At 69.0% G+C, this 16240-nt stretch carries 12 protein-coding genes; 9 read left to right on the plus strand and 3 right to left on the minus strand.

Annotation, left to right across the window (positions count from 1 at the left end):
- The first annotated feature begins 8 nt into the window (after positions 1-8).
- Positions 9-290 (plus strand): hypothetical protein, encoded by a 282-nt coding sequence (locus tag ACF8ME_RS22670; protein ID WP_012206611.1) that lies wholly within the window; start codon positions 9-11, stop codon positions 288-290.
- Here ACF8ME_RS22670 and ACF8ME_RS22675 read toward each other — a convergent pair.
- Entirely contained in the window at positions 254-2260 is a 2007-nt protein-coding gene (locus ACF8ME_RS22675; RefSeq protein WP_016451402.1) for a U32 family peptidase, read from the minus strand. The genes ACF8ME_RS22670 and ACF8ME_RS22675 overlap by 37 nt on opposite strands.
- A 464-nt stretch (positions 2261-2724) precedes the next feature.
- Between ACF8ME_RS22675 and ACF8ME_RS22680 the strand changes: the two genes are divergently transcribed.
- The 4 genes from ACF8ME_RS22680 (at position 2725) to ACF8ME_RS22695 (ending at position 7460) form a co-directional block, all read left to right on the plus strand.
- Positions 2725-3966: a branched-chain amino acid ABC transporter substrate-binding protein gene (locus tag ACF8ME_RS22680; protein WP_016451403.1), complete on the plus strand. Its 1242-nt coding sequence runs from the start codon at positions 2725-2727 to the stop codon at positions 3964-3966.
- A 60-nt stretch (positions 3967-4026) separates the two neighbouring features.
- Positions 4027-5346, plus strand: a complete 1320-nt coding sequence (gene tadA / locus ACF8ME_RS22685) for a tRNA adenosine(34) deaminase TadA (protein ID WP_392418401.1) — start codon at positions 4027-4029, stop codon at positions 5344-5346.
- Positions 5347-5698: 352 nt separating this feature from the next.
- A complete protein-coding gene (locus ACF8ME_RS22690) occupies positions 5699-6691 on the plus strand; it encodes an LD-carboxypeptidase (protein ID WP_392418286.1) in 993 nt (330 codons plus the stop codon).
- Between the two features lie 19 nt (positions 6692-6710).
- Positions 6711-7460 (plus strand): sterol desaturase family protein, encoded by a 750-nt coding sequence (locus tag ACF8ME_RS22695; RefSeq protein ID WP_016449226.1) that lies wholly within the window; start codon positions 6711-6713, stop codon positions 7458-7460.
- Positions 7461-7590: 130 nt separating this feature from the next.
- Here ACF8ME_RS22695 and ACF8ME_RS22700 read toward each other — a convergent pair whose 3' ends face one another.
- Positions 7591-7971 (minus strand): hypothetical protein, encoded by a 381-nt coding sequence (locus tag ACF8ME_RS22700; RefSeq protein WP_034363630.1) that lies wholly within the window; start codon positions 7969-7971, stop codon positions 7591-7593.
- A gap of 185 nt (positions 7972-8156) precedes the next feature.
- Here ACF8ME_RS22700 and ACF8ME_RS22705 point away from each other — a divergent pair, with 185 nt between their 5' ends.
- On the plus strand, positions 8157-10691 hold the full coding sequence (locus tag ACF8ME_RS22705; RefSeq protein WP_392418288.1) for a penicillin acylase family protein: 2535 nt from the start codon (positions 8157-8159) through the stop codon (positions 10689-10691).
- A gap of 45 nt (positions 10692-10736) precedes the next feature.
- Here the strand turns inward: ACF8ME_RS22705 and ACF8ME_RS22710 are convergent, their stop codons facing one another.
- Entirely contained in the window at positions 10737-11714 is a 978-nt protein-coding gene (locus ACF8ME_RS22710; RefSeq protein ID WP_392418290.1) for an alpha/beta fold hydrolase, read from the minus strand.
- A gap of 209 nt (positions 11715-11923) precedes the next feature.
- Here ACF8ME_RS22710 and ACF8ME_RS22715 point away from each other — a divergent pair, with 209 nt between their 5' ends.
- The 3 genes from ACF8ME_RS22715 to ACF8ME_RS22725 all read left to right on the plus strand — a co-directional run bounded on the left by ACF8ME_RS22715 (position 11924) and on the right by ACF8ME_RS22725 (position 16187).
- Positions 11924-13252, plus strand: coding sequence for an ABC transporter substrate-binding protein (locus tag ACF8ME_RS22715; protein ID WP_392418292.1), 1329 nt, complete (start codon positions 11924-11926; stop codon positions 13250-13252).
- Between the two features lie 97 nt (positions 13253-13349).
- On the plus strand, positions 13350-15089 hold the full coding sequence (locus ACF8ME_RS22720) for an iron ABC transporter permease (protein WP_016451410.1): 1740 nt from the start codon (positions 13350-13352) through the stop codon (positions 15087-15089).
- A 6-nt stretch (positions 15090-15095) separates the two neighbouring features.
- The gene (locus ACF8ME_RS22725) at positions 15096-16187 is read left to right on the plus strand and encodes an ABC transporter ATP-binding protein (protein WP_016449231.1); all 1092 of its coding nucleotides are present in this window, start codon (positions 15096-15098) and stop codon (positions 16185-16187) included.
- Positions 16188-16240: the final 53 nt, after the last annotated feature.

The raw sequence follows: 16240 nt of genomic DNA on the forward strand, positions 1-16240 counted from the left end.
TGCAAGGCATGGAAGAACTGGCCGCCGCCATCCTGCGCGAATTGGCCACCGAGCCCGCACCCATGTCCCTGCCCAGGCTGGGCAAGCGACTGGGGCAGGGCGCCAGCGTGCTCATGCGCTGCCTGGCGCTGATGGGCGATGCACCCATTGCCGGCACACCGGGGCCGGGCTGGGTCAGGCTGGAGCAGGAAGAGGGGCGGTGGCTGGCGGCCCTGACGGAGCGCGGGCGCTTGTGGGTGGAGGCCGAGGCCTGTCAGGCGCTGGCCGAGGGAACGGGACGCGTGCGGTAGAACTGCATCGGAAACTCCTGCATTTCCTTGGCGTGCTGGTTGATCACCGCGCGCTTCATCTTGCCCACCACGTGCATCTCGCAGGGCTTGCAGTCGAAGCGCAGCGTGAGTTTTTCCTTGCCGTTGATCAGCTGCAGCGGCTCGGCCTTGATCGTGCCCTTGACGCCGATCACGCCCTTGGCCTGCTTGGGGCACAGGCTCATGGAAAAGCGCACGCAATGCTTGGTGATCATCAGGCTGACTTCGCCTTCTTCTTCCTTGCTCTCGTAGGCCGCGTCGATGACCTTGACGCCGTGCTTGATGTAGAAATCGTGCGCCTTCTGGTTGTAGACGTTGGCCAGGTAGGTCAGCGTGTCCTCGGGGAAGGGCACGGGCGGCTCCACGGGCAGGGCGCGCGGCAGGCGCACGAAGCCGGCCTGGCGCGCGGCCTCCAGCGCGGCGACGGCGTCGCGGCGCAGCTGGTTCAGGGCCGAGGCCGGCACGAACCAGGGCTGGCTCAGTTGCAGGCCGATGTCATGCACGGAAAAAATGGTGGCGCCGAAGCGGCCCAGCTGCTCGCGCAGCGTGGCCTCGGCACGGGCTGCGTCGGTGGCGGCCTGGTGTTCCTGCACGATGGCGGCGGTGGCGGTGAAGCCGTCCTCGTCGGTCAGCGTGAGCGCAAAGCCGTCGGGCGTTTCCTTGAGTTCGGCCCACAGGCCGATGCGGCGGTCGCTGGACTTCTTGTCCAGCGTGCGCACCCAGGCCATGTCGCGGTTGCGGTTGACTTCCAGGCCCTTGCGCAGATCCTTGAAGCCGGCGATGGGGTCCTTGGGGAACAGGCGCCACAGCGACTTCTTCGCATCCACCGACTCGGCGCGGTTGATCTGCAGGCCCACCAGTTCCTTTTGCAGGTCGTAGTAGCACAGGCCGTCGCCGTTGTGCAGTTCGGTGTCGCGGCTCGAGGTCTCGATCTCCACGAAGTTCTCGCCCACCTTGGTGACCCAGCCGATGGCGCGGCCCGGTGTCTTGGGCGTGTCGAAGGCGCCGATGTCGTCCTTGCGGCCGTTGACGAAGTAGTCGGTGAACTCGCGGTTGAAGTTCTGGTCGGGGTCGGGCGTGAAGCTGAACGTGGTGCTGCCCGAGGATGAGCGCGCCAGGGGCGTGTCGGAGAATTCGCGCTCCTCGATGATTTCGTCCAGCAGCTTGCGGTAGTGGGCCGTGATGTTCTTCACATAGCCCATGTCCTTGTAGCGGCCCTCGATCTTGAAGCTGCGCACGCCGGCGTCGATCAGGGCGCGCAGGTTGTCGCTCTGGTTGTTGTCCTTCATGGACAGCACGTGCTTTTCGTGGGCAATGATGCGGCCGCTGGCGTCCAGCACCTCGTAGGGCAGGCGGCAGGCCTGGTTGCAGTCGCCGCGGTTGGCGCTGCGGCCCGTGTGGGCGTGGGTGATGTAGCACTGGCCCGAGTAGGCCACGCACAGCGCGCCGTGCACGAAGAATTCGATGGTGGTGCGCGCCGGGTCGGTGGCCGCACGCACGGCGGCGATCTGCTGCAGGTCCAGCTCGCGCGCAACGACGATCTGCGACAGGCCGGCATCCTGCAGGAAGCGGGCCTTCTCGGGGGTGCGGATGTCGGTCTGGGTGCTGGCGTGCAGCTGGATGGGCGGCAGGTCCAGCTCCAGCAGGCCCATGTCCTGGATGATCAGCGCGTCGGCACCGGCCTCGTAGATCTGCCAGGCCATCTTGCGCGCGGCCTCCAGTTCATCGTCGCGCAGGATGGTGTTGAGCGTGATGAAGATGCGGCTGCCGAAGCGGTGCGCGTGGTTGATCAGGCGCTGCAGGTCGCGGATGTCGTTGCCCGCCGTGGCGCGCGCGCCGAAGGCCGGGCCGCCGATGTAGACGGCGTCGGCGCCATGGTTCACGGCCTCGATGCCGATGTCGGCATCGCGCGCGGGAGACAGGAGTTCGAGCTGGTGGGGCAGGAGGGACATGGGGCTTTGTGGTGTTCTGTGTTCGTACCCGCACCGGCGTGGGGGCCGGGCGTCGGGCGCAATGCGGGGGAAACTGGCCCCCACGCTACCCTTGCTGCGCAAGGTCCGCTGCCCCCCAAGGGGCCGCTTTTTGTCTTGGGGCGGTCCGGCGACGAAAACCTCGCAGCCCGCTTGCGGTGAGGCGCAGCATTATCGCCGCAGCCCCGAAAAAACGCGCGCCAGGGGGTATGCGCCCGATGCCCGGACGCGCAGCGCCGGTTTTTGCCTATCCTTTAGGATGCGCACTGCACGGGCCGGGCCGCCATGCCGGACACCCTGGCCCGTGCCTGCTCCGCCCTCTGCCTGGTGCGCTTTCGCTGCGCCAGTCCTTGACCGGCCGGGCAGCGCCAGACTGGCCACGCCGCAGCGGATTTCGCTGGCCAAGGCGCCGTTTCACTGATTGACCGTTTTTTCCAGGAGTTGCCATGCACGCCTCGATTCGCCATTTCCCGTGGGCCGGCCCGGCCCTGCTGTGCGCCATGCTGGGCAGCGGCGGCCTGGCCTGGGCGCTGCCGGGAAGCGGCCCGGCCAACGGGCAGGCGGCAGGGGCTTCCGCTGCGGCGGCTGCACCCGGTACGGCCGCTGCACCGGGTGCAGCCGATGCGCCCCTGGTGGTGCGCATTGCCCATGCCGGGCCGGTGTCCGGCCCCATTGCCAGCCTGGGCAAGGATGAGGAAAACGGCGTGCGCATGGCCCTGGACGATCTCAATGCCAAGGGCCTGGAGATCGGCGGGCGCAAGCTGCACTGGAAGCTGGAGGCCGGCGACGACGGCGGCGACCCCGGCCAGGCCGTGGCCCTGGCCCGGCGCCTGTGCGACAAGAAGGTGGCGGCCGTGGTCGGCCACCTGCAGTCGGGCACCACGCTGCCGGCCACGTCCATCTATCAGGACTGCGGCATCGTCATGGTCACGCCGGCGGCCAGCAACCCGGCCATCACCCAGTCGGGCTATGACACCACGTACCGCGTGATCGCCGACGACCGCGCCATGGTCGATGCGCTGGTGTCCCACGCCGTGGGCAAGCTGGGCGTCAAGCGCGTGGCCATCATCGATGACCGCTCGGCCTACGGCCAGGGCATCGTGGCGCTGTTCGAGGCCCAGGCGCGCGAGCAGGGCATCGAAATCGTGGACAAGCAGTACACCGGCGACAAGTCCACGGACTTCGTCCCCATCCTCACGGCCATCAAGGGCAAGAAGCCCGACGCCATCTTCTTCGGCGGCCTGGATGCCCAGGCCGGCCCCATGCTCAGGCAGATGGCCCAGCTGGCCATGGACAAGGTGCGCTTTCTGGGCGGCGACGGCCAGTGCACGCTGCGCCTGCCCGAGCTGGCCGGCAACGCGGCGCCGCTGCGCAACGTAACCTGCGCCGTCGGCGGCAGCCCGCTGGAGCGCATGCCGGGCGGCACCGCCTGGAAGCAGCGCTATGACCAGCGCTTTGCCGACCAGTACCAGGTCTTCAGCCCCTACGCCTACGATGCCACCATGGTGCTGGCCCAGGCCATGGTGCGGGCCGACTCCATCCGGCCCGATGCCTATATCCCCTATCTGCGCCAGACCCGGTATGAGGGCGTGACGGCGCCGATTGCCTTCACGCCCCAGGGCGAGCTGCAGGCGCCGGTGGTCACGCTGTACCACTACGCGCAGGGCGTGCGCAAGGCGCTGCCCTGACGCGCTGACAACGTGGCTGCCGAACACCCTTTCTTGCCGCAGGCCGACGACGAGGCCTGGATGCGCGCCGCCCTGGAGCTGGCACGCGCCGCTGCCGGGGCGGGCGAGGTGCCCGTGGGCGCCGTCATCGTCAAGGACGGCGCCATCATCGGCCGGGGCCGCAACGCGCCCGTGGCCCACGGCGATCCCACGGCCCATGCCGAGGTGCTGGCGCTGCGCGATGCGGCCGCGCACCTGGGCAACTACCGGCTGGACGATTGCACGCTCTACGTGACCCTGGAGCCTTGCACCATGTGCAGCGGCGCCATGCTGCATGCGCGCCTGGGCCGCGTGGTCTATGGCGCGGCCGAGCCGCGCACGGGCGCGGCCGGATCGGTGCTGGACGTGTTTGCGCTGCCGCAGATCAACCACCACACGCAGGTGACGCGCGGCGTGCTGGCCGGCGAATGCGCGGCCCTGATGTCGGACTTCTTTCGCATGCGCCGCGCCGAGCAGCGCGCGGCCCAGCCGCATCCGCTCAAGGACACGGCGCTGCGCCATGCGGATTCCACCTTTGGCGGCTTTGCCCAGCCGCAGTGGCGCAGCGACCTGCCGGCGCTGGCAGGCCTGCGCCTGGCCGTGGTCGATGAAGGACCGCGCGATGCACCGCTGACCTGGCTGTGCCTGCACGGCAGCCCGGCATGGGGCCAGCTGTTCCAGCCCATGCTGCCCGGGTGGCTCCAGGCCGGCCATCGCGTGGTCGTTCCCGACCTGCCGGGCTTTGGCCGCAGCGACCAGCCCAAGAAGGAGAAGGCGCACAGCGCGGCCTGGCATGTGCAAGTGCTGCGCGAGCTGGTGCTGGCGCTGGACCTGCGGAACATCGTGCTGGTCGGCCATGACGATGGCGCGCACCTGGGCCTGGCCGTGGCGCAGGCCGAGCCCGCCCGTTTTTGCGGCGCCTGGCTCATGAATGCCTGGCCCGCAGGCCCGGCGCCCGATGCCTGCATGCAATGGTTTGCGCAGGCGGCGCGCAAGCCGTCATGGCCCGTGGGCCGCGCCATGCGCGAGGTGGGCGAGGAGGCCGGCGCACAGCCGCAGGCCTGGAACCTGCCGTTTTCCCAACCCGGCCACCGCGCCGCCCTGCAGGCCTGGCCCCGCGTGCGGGCCGAAATGCCTGCGCTGCCGATGGCGTTGCTGGTGCCGTGGAGCCAGCAGCAGCGCCTGTGGGTGCAGGGCGGCGAGCACGATGCGCTGATGCCCGCGCACGTATGGCGCCATGCCTGGCTGCAGGCGCTGCCACAGCTGCCGCCGGCGCAGCTGCGCCTATCCCCGTGCGGCCATTGGGTTCCCCTGTGCGCAGCCGGCATGGTGGCCGACGCTGTGGAATACTTCCGCCCATAGGCCAGCGCCGCCGGCCCCTTGCCGGGGCTGCGCAGCGGCAGGTCCCCGTCTTCACTCCCCTTGCAATATGGAGCATGCCGGCCAGGGCCGGCATGGAACCACCTTGGCCACTTCGCGCAGTTCCCGCTCTTCCAGCACGCCCGGCACGCCCAGCACATCCGGCACGCCCCGCAAAAAGGCAGCCGCTGCCGCGCCTGCACCCGTTGATCATGCGCACGAACATGTGCATTCCGCCGACGGCACCTGCTGTGCCCACGGGCACGAACATCCACATGGCCATGACCGTGCACAGGAGCATTCGCATGCTGCGGCGCATGACCATGGCGCTGCCCACAGCCACGATCACGGCCATGTGCATGCCGCCGACGGCAGCTGCTGCGGCCATGCGCCTGACCAGGGTCCGCGCCACATCTATATCTATTCGCCCGCCGGTGCCGTGCGCGACAAGGCCGGCTTCAAGCGCGGCGTGCGCCGCCTGGAGGCCATGGGCCATCAGGTGGAGATCGATGCCGATGCACTGAGCAGCCACCAGCGCTTTGCAGGCGACGACGCCACGCGCCTGGCGGCCATCGAGCGCGCAGCGGCCAGCGGTGCCGACCTGGCGCTGCCCACGCGCGGCGGCTACGGCCTCACGCGCATCCTGCCGGGCATCAAGTACAAGGCCGTGGCCAAGGCCATCGCAGGCGGCACGCGTTTCGTGGGCCTGAGCGACTTCACGGCGCTGTCGCTGGCCCTGCTGGCCAGGACCGGCGCCACCACCTGGGCCGGCCCGCTGCTGGTGCACGACTTCGGCCGCCCCGACGACGAGGGCGGCGTGGACGACATCATGCTGGACTGCTTCAACGACCTGCTCAGCGGCCAGGGCGAGGGCGCAGGCTGGCAGATGCCGAAGATCGGCCTGCGCGAAGACGGCAAGCCTGCCGTCAAGGACTTCTACATCAGCGGCGGCGCCACGCTGTGGGGCGGCAACCTGGCCGTGCTGGTGTCCCTGCTAGGCACGCCGTACTTCCCGCAGATCAAGGGCGGCATCCTGTTCCTGGAAGACGTGGGCGAGCATCCCTACCGCGTGGAACGCATGCTGACCCAGCTGCTGCATGCCGGCGTGCTGGCCCAGCAAAAGGCCGTCGTGTTCGGCCAGTTCAGCGAGTTCAAGCTCAGCTCGCATGACAAGGGCTTCAAGCTGCAGACCGTGATCGACTGGCTGCGCAGCCAGGTCAAGTGCCCCGTGCTGCAGGGCCTGCCCTACGGCCATGTGCCGACCAAGGTGATGCTGCCCGTGGGCGCGCCCGTGTCGCTGTCGGTCGAAGGGCGCGATGCGCTGATCTACTGGGGCCACGTGCACTGAGCGGCAAGGAGCAGACGGCATGCTGCAGATGTGGGAGTTCGCGGCCTACCCGCTGCTGGCGCTGATGTTCGTCGGCATCTTCACGCGCGAGGTGATCGCGCCGGCCTCGCGCAACCACTGCGACCGGCGCTGGCTGATCCTGTCCACGCTGCTGGGCCTGGGCACGCTGGCCACCACCTTGGCGGTAGGCCATCTGTTCTCGGACGGCATCCGCCGCCATGCGCTGCTGGACGTGGGCCGGCAATGGCCGGCCTGGGCCGTGGGCGCACTGAGCTTTGTGCTCACCAGCTTTGTCTTTTACTGGTGGCACCGCGCCACGCACCGGTCGGACACGCTGTGGCGCCTGTTCCACCAGCTGCACCACAGCGCGCCGCGCGTGGAGGCGCTCACGGCGTTTTTCGCCCATCCCATGGACACGGCCGCCGCCGTGCTGCTGAGCGCGCTGTCCAGCTACTGGGTGCTGGGGGCCAGCCCGCTGGCTGCCGCCTTTGCCATCGGCCTCACGGGGGCGTTCGACCTGTTCCTGCATGCCGACATCCGCACGCCGCGCTGGCTGGGATACATCGTGCAGCGGCCCGAGATGCACACCGTGCACCACCAGTACGGCCACCATGCGCAGAACTACGGCCTGCCCGTCTGGGATCTGCTGTTCGGCACCTGGGCCAATCCGGCCGAGCGGGTGGAGCGCCTGGGCTTTGATGCCGACAAGGCCGAGCGCGTGACCGACATGCTGCGCTGGCAAGACGTGCACAAGCAGAACTCCCCCTGAGGCGCTGCGCGCCTTCCCCCTCTCGCTTCGCGGGGGGGCGGCGCGGCCGGCGTAGGCCCTTGCTCGCTGTCCCTTGTTCTTGGCCGCGCCAGTTTTTGAGGCTCTGTACGGTGGCGGTGGGGGCTGACTGCTATTCGAGATACCGGCCGTTTTCCTTGCGGCGGGCGCGCATGCCGGTGCGCAGGAAGAGCACGGTGCCGCCTTGCTCGGCCAGCGGCGCGCGCGTGTCGCCGGACAGGTGGGCGTCCAGGCGCTGGGGCAGGTTCTCCAGCAGGGAGCGGATGGCGGACAGGTCGGTGTCGGCCGCTTCGGGGTGGTCGCGCACGAAGCCTTCAAGGTAGGCGCGGGCATCGGCCTGCAGCTGCTCGCGCGTGGTGGCCAGCGAGACGTAGCTGACGCCGGCCTGGCCCGGCGCCTCGGTTCCCAGCAGGTAGCAGCCTATGTAGTCACCACGGGGCTGGCCCACGGGCGGGTCCTGGCTGAGCTTCTTCAAGAGGCTGAAAGGCCACATTCCTGGTACTTCCTGTTTCTGTCTGGCGCCCTGCATCCATTTGCGCAGGGCGGGCGCTGATTGTCGCCTGAAGGCGGGGCCAGACTTGCTGACGATTCGTCGTGAGCAATGTGAGCAATGGACCAGTTCATATGCTACAAACTGCAACACTACGATATGAAAAAAAGCAGGGGGAAGGGAGAAGAATGGGAATCATGCGAATCCTGAACTCGCGATGGTGGAGCGTGGGCGCCGTGGCGTTGGTCGGCTCGGCCTTGCTGGCCGGCAGCGCGGTGGCCATCTATGCCGTGCGCGTGCAGCCGGTGCTCGACGGACAGCTCACGCTGGCCGGCCTGGAGCAGCCCGTGCGCGTGCGGCGCGACGAGGCCGACATCACCCACATCAGCGCCTTCACGCCGCAGGACCTGTGGCGCGCGCTGGGCCATGTGCATGCGCAGGAGCGCGGCTGGCAGCTGGAGTTCAACCGCCGCCTGATGCACGGCACGCTGTCCGAGATCCTCGGGCCGGCCACGCTGGACACCGACAAGCTCATGCGTGCGCTGGACATACGCGGCGCGGCGCGGCGCCAGTACGCATCCCTGCCCGCCAACGCGCGCGAGGCGCTGCAGGCCTACAGCGAGGGCATCGCGGCCTTCTATGCGGCCCTGCCCATGCGCCAGCATCCGCAGGTGCCCGAATTCATGCTGCTGGGCACCACGCCGGGCGGCGGCGACAACTCGGCCTGGGCGCCCGAGGACAGCGTGGGCTGGGCGCTGATGATGGCGCTGGACCTGGGCGGCAACTGGGGCAACGAATTCGCGCGGCTGGCCGCGCTCTCGCAACTGGACACACAGCAGCTGTGGCAGCTGATGCCGCCCTATCCGGGCGAGGCGCCGGCCACCGCCACCGATCTGGCCGCGCTTTACCGGGGGCTGGGCGTGTACCGCCAGGAGGCACAGGCGGCGTCTGCGCCCAAGGTGGCTGCCGCCGGCGAGGCGAGCGATGCCTGGGCCCGCTGGTCCCGCGACATGGTGCGCGATGCGGGCACCAACGACGGCAAGGGCAGCAACAACTGGGTGCTGTCGGGCAGCCGCACGGCCAGCGGCAAGCCGCTGCTGGCCAACGATCCCCATCTGGGCCTGAGCGCGCCCGCCATCTGGTACTACGCACGCCTGCAGTCGCCTGCCGGCCAGGCGCAGGACGGCACGCCGCTGTCGCCCATCGACGTGGTGGGGGCCACCCTGCCGGGCCTGCCCTTCGTGGTGCTGGGGCGCACGCGCGAGGTGGCCTGGGGCTTTACCAACACCAATCCCGATGTGCAGGATCTGTACCTGGAGCAGATCGATCCAGGCAACCCGGGCCGCTACCGCACGCCGGACGGCTGGGCGCCTTTCACCGAGCGCAGCGAGCGCATCAGGGTCAAGGGCCGGGCCGATGTGCAGCTCACGCTGCGCAGCACGCGCCACGGTCCCGTGATCAGCGATGTGCAGCCCCAGTACGAGGCCGTGCTCGACAAGCGCCGCTACGCCGTGGCCCTGCGCTGGGCGGCGCTGGACACCGACAACCTCACCGTGCAGGCCGGCCTGCGCGCCAACGAGGCGCGCAGCGTGGCCCAGCTGTTCGAGGCCTTTGCCGACTACCACTCGCCCATGCAGAGCATCGTCGCGGCCGATGTCCATGGCGACATCGGCTTCAAGGCCGCAGGCCGGGTGCCGCTGCGCGCGGCCGACAACGACCTGCGCGGCGTGGCGCCCGCGCCGGGCTGGGAGGCACGCTACGACTGGCAGGGCTGGCTGCCCTACGACCAGGCCCCACAGGACGATGGAACGGCGCAGGGCTATCTGGCCACCGCCAACCAGCGCATCACGCGCGAGGGCTATGCCCACTTCCTCACCCAGGACTGGAGCCTGCCGTACCGGCACCAGCGCATCACCGAACTCATCGATGCGAAGGACAGGCACGACATGGTCAGCATGGCCTCCATCCAGAACGATCAGACCTCGCTGGCCGCCCGCGCCCTGCTGCCGCAAATGCTCAAGGCCCTGGACGAAGCGCCGGCCACACATCCGCTGGCCGGGCAGGCGCGCCGGGTGATGGCGCAGTTCGACGGCCGCATGGATGCCGCGCAGGCCGCGCCCCTGATCTTTGCCGCCTGGGTGGACGAACTCACGCGCGGCCTGGTGATCCCGCGCATTGGTGCGCAGACCTTTGCGGCCACCTATGGCAAGCGCGATTACCGCGCGGGCATCGAAGGCATGCTGGAGCGCCGCGATGGCTGGTGGTGCGCAGCGGCGGGCTGCAGCGCCCAGGTCAGCCAGGCGCTGGACCGGGCGCTGGCGCGCCTGCAGGCCACGCAGGGCAGCGACCTGGGCCGCTGGCGCTGGGGCGCGGTGCATGCGGCCCTGAGCAGCCACCGGCCGCTGGGCAGCGTGGGGCTGCTGGCGGGCATCTTCAATGTCAGCGTGCCTTCGGGCGGCGACAGCTACACCGTCAACGTGGGCCAGTACCTGCCCGGCGATGCCAGGGCGCCGTTCGCCAACCGCCATGCGGCATCGCTGCGCGCCATCTACGACCTGGCCGAGCCCGAGCGCTCGCTGTTCATCTACCAGACCGGCCAAAGCGGCGTGGCCCTGTCCAGCCGCTATGCGGACATGTCTGCCGAATGGGCCGACGGCCGCTACCGGCCGCTGCAGATGGCGCCCGCGCGCTGGCGCCATTCCATGATGCTGCGGCCGCAGTAGGTTGCAGTAGGTTGCATTAGGCTGCAGTAGCGGCGCGCGCAGGCCTCAGGTGTCGAGGAATTGCTCGATCAGCCCGGCCACGGCCGCCGGCTGGTCGTGGTGCAGCATGTGGCCGGCGTCCTGGACCACGGCCGTGCGGCAGTCGGCAATCTGCCCGATGCGCTCGTGGTACTCGGCCAGCGTGTAGCGGTCCTTCCACCACATGCCCAGGCTGTCGTCGCTGGCTTCGATGGCCAGAACGGGCGCGGTGATGGCACGGTACAGGGCCAGGATTTCTTCCACGCGGAACAGCTGCGCGCTGATGAGCTTGTGCGCCGTGTCGCCCAGGATTTCCCAGCGGCCCTGCGCATTGGGCGCCGCCCAGTGGTGGGCCAGCCACAGCGCCTTGTCCTCGGGCAGGCGGCGGTTGGTCTTCATCAGCCGGCGGGCCACGTCCTGCACGCTGTCATAGCTCTTGAGTTCCATGCCGCCGCTGCGCAGCTGGCGCAGCTCGTCCATCCACTGCGCATAGCGCGCAGGCGCCTGGTCTGGCCGGGTGGCCGGCATGCCGAAGCCTTCGAGGTTGACCAGCCGGCGTATGCGCGCAGGCCGCGCGCCCGCATACATCATGGACACGTTGCCGCCCATGCTGTGGCCCACCAGGTCCACGGGCGTATCGCCCGCCAGGGTGTCCAGCAGATGGTCCAGGTCGCCCAGGTAGTCGGCAAAGTCATGCCGGTCGGCAGGCCAGGCCGGCCGGCTCAGGCCGAAGCCGCGCCAGTCCGGCGCAATGATGCGGCGCCCCGCCATGAAGGCCTCGCCAAAGGCATCGACCACGAACTGGTAGGAGGCCGCCACATCCATCCAGCCGTGGACCAGCACCAGCGGCGCCAGCGCGGGATCGCCATCTACGGGTCCCCACTCGCGCACGTGGTACTCCATGGTGCGCACCGGCACCATGCGCGAGCGCCAGGGGCGTGTGGGAGCGTAGATGGGCGCTTCTTCAGCGGCCGTGGCGGGGAGGGAAGAGGGGGCTTGCAGCATCCCGCCGATTATTCCGGTTTGCTGCTGTGCAGCAGTCAGGGGCGGGACAGCGGTGGCGCGGGATTTCCCTGTGGCGGCAGACCCGCAGGTAGTAACCCGAGCGCCGCCGCCGCTGATGCACGGCATCAGAAACAATGATTGGCCGGCCGGGCCGGCGCTGCCTACAGTGGGTTGCAGATCGACCGCACAACAACCCGAAGGAGACAGCAATGCAGCAACGCAGATGGCTGACGGCCGCCATGGCCGCAGGATTGTGGGGCGCCGCCATGGCGGCCCAGGCCGGCACGGTGACGGTGCTGACCTCGTTTCCCAAGGAGCTGACCACGGCCTACCAGAAGGCCTTCGAGGCGGCCAATCCGGGGATCAAGATCGAGATCCTGAACAAGAACACCACGGCCGCCGTGGCCTATGTGCGCGAGCTGCCCGAGGGCCAGCGGCCCGACATCATGTGGGCCAGCGCCCCTGATGCCTTCGAGGTGCTGGCGCGCAACAAGCTGCTGACCGCCGCGCCCGAGACGCGCAATCCGGCCGCGCCCGCCAAGATCGGCAACTACCCGCTCAACGACCCGCAGGGCCTGTACTACGGCCAGGCGCTGGCCGGCTACGGAATCATGTGGAACACGCGCTACCTGAAGGCGCACAAGCTGGCGGCGCCCAAGGAGTGGAGCGACCTGACGCGGCCCGAGTACTTCGGCCACATCGCCATCTCCTCGCCCTCGCGTTCGGGCACCACGCAGCTGACGGTGGAGACCATCCTGCAGGGCGAGGGCTGGGACAAGGGCTGGCGCCAGCTGCTGTCCATGATGGGCAATGCCGCTGCCGTGACCGACCGCAGCTTTGCCGTGCCCGATGGCGTGAACAACGGCCAGTACGGCATAGGCATCGTGATCGATTTCTTCGGGCTGGCGGGCAAGTACTCGGGCTTCCCGGTGGACTTCGCCTATCCGGCGATGACGGCCGTGGTGCCGGCCAACATCGCGCTGATCGCGGGCGCCAAGAATGCCGACGAGGCGCGCAAGTTCATGGCCTTCACCATGTCGGTGCCCGGCCAGCAGCTGCTGTTCGACCCCAAGATCAGCCGCCTGCCCATCCTGCCCTACAGCCAGCTGAAGGCGCCGGCCGGCTACCCCGTGCCGCAGGAGGTGGCGCAGCGCGCCAAGGTGCAGTTCGATGCCAATCTGTCCGAGTCGCGCTATGCCGTGGTGATCAGCCTGTTCGACCAGATGGTGACCTTCCGCCTCAAGGAGCTGCAGGCGGCCACGCGCGCCATCCAGGAGGCGCACAAGGCCCTGCAGGCCAAGCCCAATGCCAGGGGGCAGGAGCTGCTGGCGCAGGCGCGCGACATCGCCTACTCGCCGCTGGTGGGCGAAGCCAATGTGAAGGACGAGCAGTTCCTGGAGCTGTTCCGCAAGAGCCGGCGCGATGTGGCCGTGTCCAAGGAGCTGACGGGCCTGGAGCAGATGTGGGCCGACAAGGCGCTTGCCAACTACGAGCGCGCGGCCAAGCTGGCGGCCGAGGCGCGCGGCCTGGCCCGGTAGGTGGTGCAGTAGGTGGCGTGGTAGGTGGCGCAGGGGCCCGGCACCGGGCGCCTGCATGCACTCCCCTTGACAGTCTCTTTCGCTGCGGAGCATTCGCATGAGCATCGATTCCATGGCGGCGCCCGGCGCCGCCCCCCTTGCTGCGCGCGCACGGCGCATTCCGTCGGGCTGGGGGCCGTGGCTGGCCTTCGCGCTGATCCTGGCCTTTTTGCTGGCCTTTCTCATCGTGCCCGTGGGCATGGTGGTCTACACCGCCTTCATCAATGAAGGCGGCGGGCTCACGCTGGGGCACTTCGGCAATTTCTTCGGCCAGACCGTCTTCCGCGAGTCGTTCTTCAACAGCCTGGGCGTGTCCCTGGCCAGCGTATTCTTCGCCAGCCTGATCGCCGTGCCGCTGGCCTACCTGACCGTGCGCTTCGAGTTCCGGGGCGCGCTGCTGATACAGACGCTGGGCGTGCTGCCGCTGATCATGCCGCCCTTCGTGGGGGCGGTGGCGCTGCAGCTGATCTTCGGGCGCAGCGGCTCGGTCAACCTGCTGCTGGACGACTGGTTCGGCTTCACCGTGCCCATCATGGAGGGGCTGACGGGCGTGATCTTCGTGGAGAGCATCCACTACTTCCCGTTCATCTTGCTCAACCTCGTGGCGGCCATGCGCAATATCGACGGGGCCATGGAGGAGTCGGCGCTGAACCTGGGCTCGCGCGGTTTCCGGCTGTTCCGGCGCGTGATCTTTCCGCTGGCCATGCCCGGCTATCTGGCGGGCGCGGCCCTGGTGTTCGTCAAGGTGTTCGACGACCTGGGCACGCCGCTGGTGATGGGCGTGACCAATATGCTGGCGCCCCAGGCCTATCTGCGCATCACCTCGGTGGGGCTCGATGATCCGCTGGGCTATGTGATCAGCGTGATCATGATCGCGTTCTCCATCGTCGCCCTGTGGCTGGCTGCGCGGGTGATGAAGGGCAAGGACTACGCCACGCTGCAAAAGGGCGGCAGCGCGCTGCAAAAGCGCCGGCTGTCGGCCTGGGAGGCGCTGCTGGCCTATGGCTGGATCGCCCTGGTGCTGCTGGTGGTGCTGGCGCCGCACATCGGCATTTTGCTGATGTCGTTCTCCAAGGTCTGGAGCTTCTCGGTGCTGCCCGACAGCTACACGCTGGAGCACTACGCCACGGTGTTCACCGACTCGGGCTACATGATCGGCAACACGCTGCTGTACTGCCTGATGGCGGCGGGCATCGACGTGGTGATCGGCACCGCCATCGCCTACCTGATCCTGCGCACCCGGCTGCCTGCCCGGCAGTGGCTGGACTACCTGGCCTCGGTGGCGCTGGCGATTCCGGGGCTGGTGCTGGCCATCGGCTACCTGCGGCTGTTCAAGGGCGTGAACCTGCCCTTCACCGATACGCCCATCGTCACGACCTGGGTGCTGATCATGCTGGCCTATGCGGTGCGGCGGCTGCCGTATGCGCTGCGCTCGTGCATGGCGGCGCTGCAGCAGGTGCACATCTCGCTGGAGGAGGCCGCGCAAAGCCTGGGCGCGGGCCGCACCAGCGTGATACGGCGCGTGATGGTGCCGCTGATGGCCGGCGGCATCCTGGCCGGCTTCGTCACCAGCTTCATCACGGCGGCGGTGGAGCTGTCGGCCACCATCATGCTGGCCTCGGCCCAGAGCCAGGCGCCCATGAGCTACGGCATCTACCTGTACATGCAAAGCATCTCGGGGCGCGGGCCCGGTGCGGCATTGGGCGTGCTGGCCGTGGTCGTGGTCGGCCTGGGCACGTATTTCTCGCACCGCTTCGTGGAGCGCTCGCGCGCCACCGTGCAATCGACTTCGGAGTGAACCGCCATGCACCTGGACCCTGTCTCCCTCGAATGCAGGCACATCAGCCTGAGCTACGGCAGCAACGAAGTGCTGCGCGACGTCAACCTCAAGATCGAGCCCGGTGAGTTCTTCGCGCTGCTGGGGCCTTCGGGCTCGGGCAAGTCCACGCTGCTGCGGCTGATCGCGGGCTTCAACCGGCACCAGCGCGGCGAGCTGCTGGTGGGCGGGCAGGACATCACGGGCGTGCCGCCGCATGCGCGCAACATCGGCATGGTGTTCCAGAACTACGCGCTGTGGCCGCACATGACGGTGTACGACAACGTGGCCTTCGGCCTGGTCGAGCGCCGCGAAAGCCGCGACACCATCCGCCGCAAGGTGGGCGAAGTGCTGGAGCTGGTGGGCCTGTCGCAGTACGCGCAGCGCCGCCCGGGCCAGCTGTCGGGCGGGCAGCAGCAGCGCGTGGCGCTGGCGCGCACCGTGGTGATCGCGCCCAAGCTGCTGCTGCTGGACGAGCCGCTGTCCAACCTCGACAAGCAGCTGCGCGTGCAGATGCGCGAGGAACTGCGCAGCCTGCAGCGCAAGCTGGGCCTGACCACCATCTTCGTCACCCACGACCAGGAAGAGGCCATGACCACGGCCGACCGCATGGCCGTGCTCGACAAGGGCGTGCTGCAGCAGGTGGGCTCGGCGGCGGGGCTGTACGACTATCCGGCCAACCGCTTCGTGGCGGGCTTTGTCGGCACGGCCAATGTGCTGGAGGGCGAGGTGCTGCCGACGACAGGCGAGTCGCTGGTCTTCAAGGTGCCGGGCCTGGGCACGCTGACCCTGCCGCGCCCGGCCCAGCCGCCCGTGCCGGGGCGTGCGGCGCTGGCCTTCCGGCCGCACCAGGTGCAGATTGCGGTGCGCGACGATGCGGGCGATGCCTCGCGTGTGTGGGTGGAAGGGCAGATCGAGAGCGCCGAATTCCTGGGCGAGTTCTCGCGCTACCGCGTGCGCGTGGGAGAGGTGGCCGTGGTCGCCGACCAGGCGCACTACGCGGGCATTGCCATGTTCCCCATGGGCATGCCGGTGCGCCTGGGCATCGAGCCCACGCAGCTGCGCTACCTCGATGAGTGAACGATGAGACGGCTAGGGATGTTCCCTGAAACCCGGGCCTGCCCGGGCCGCAG

This window comes from Delftia sp. WSY_7, from assembly GCF_043104845.1.
GTDB lineage: Bacteria > Pseudomonadota > Gammaproteobacteria > Burkholderiales > Burkholderiaceae_C > Comamonas > Comamonas tsuruhatensis.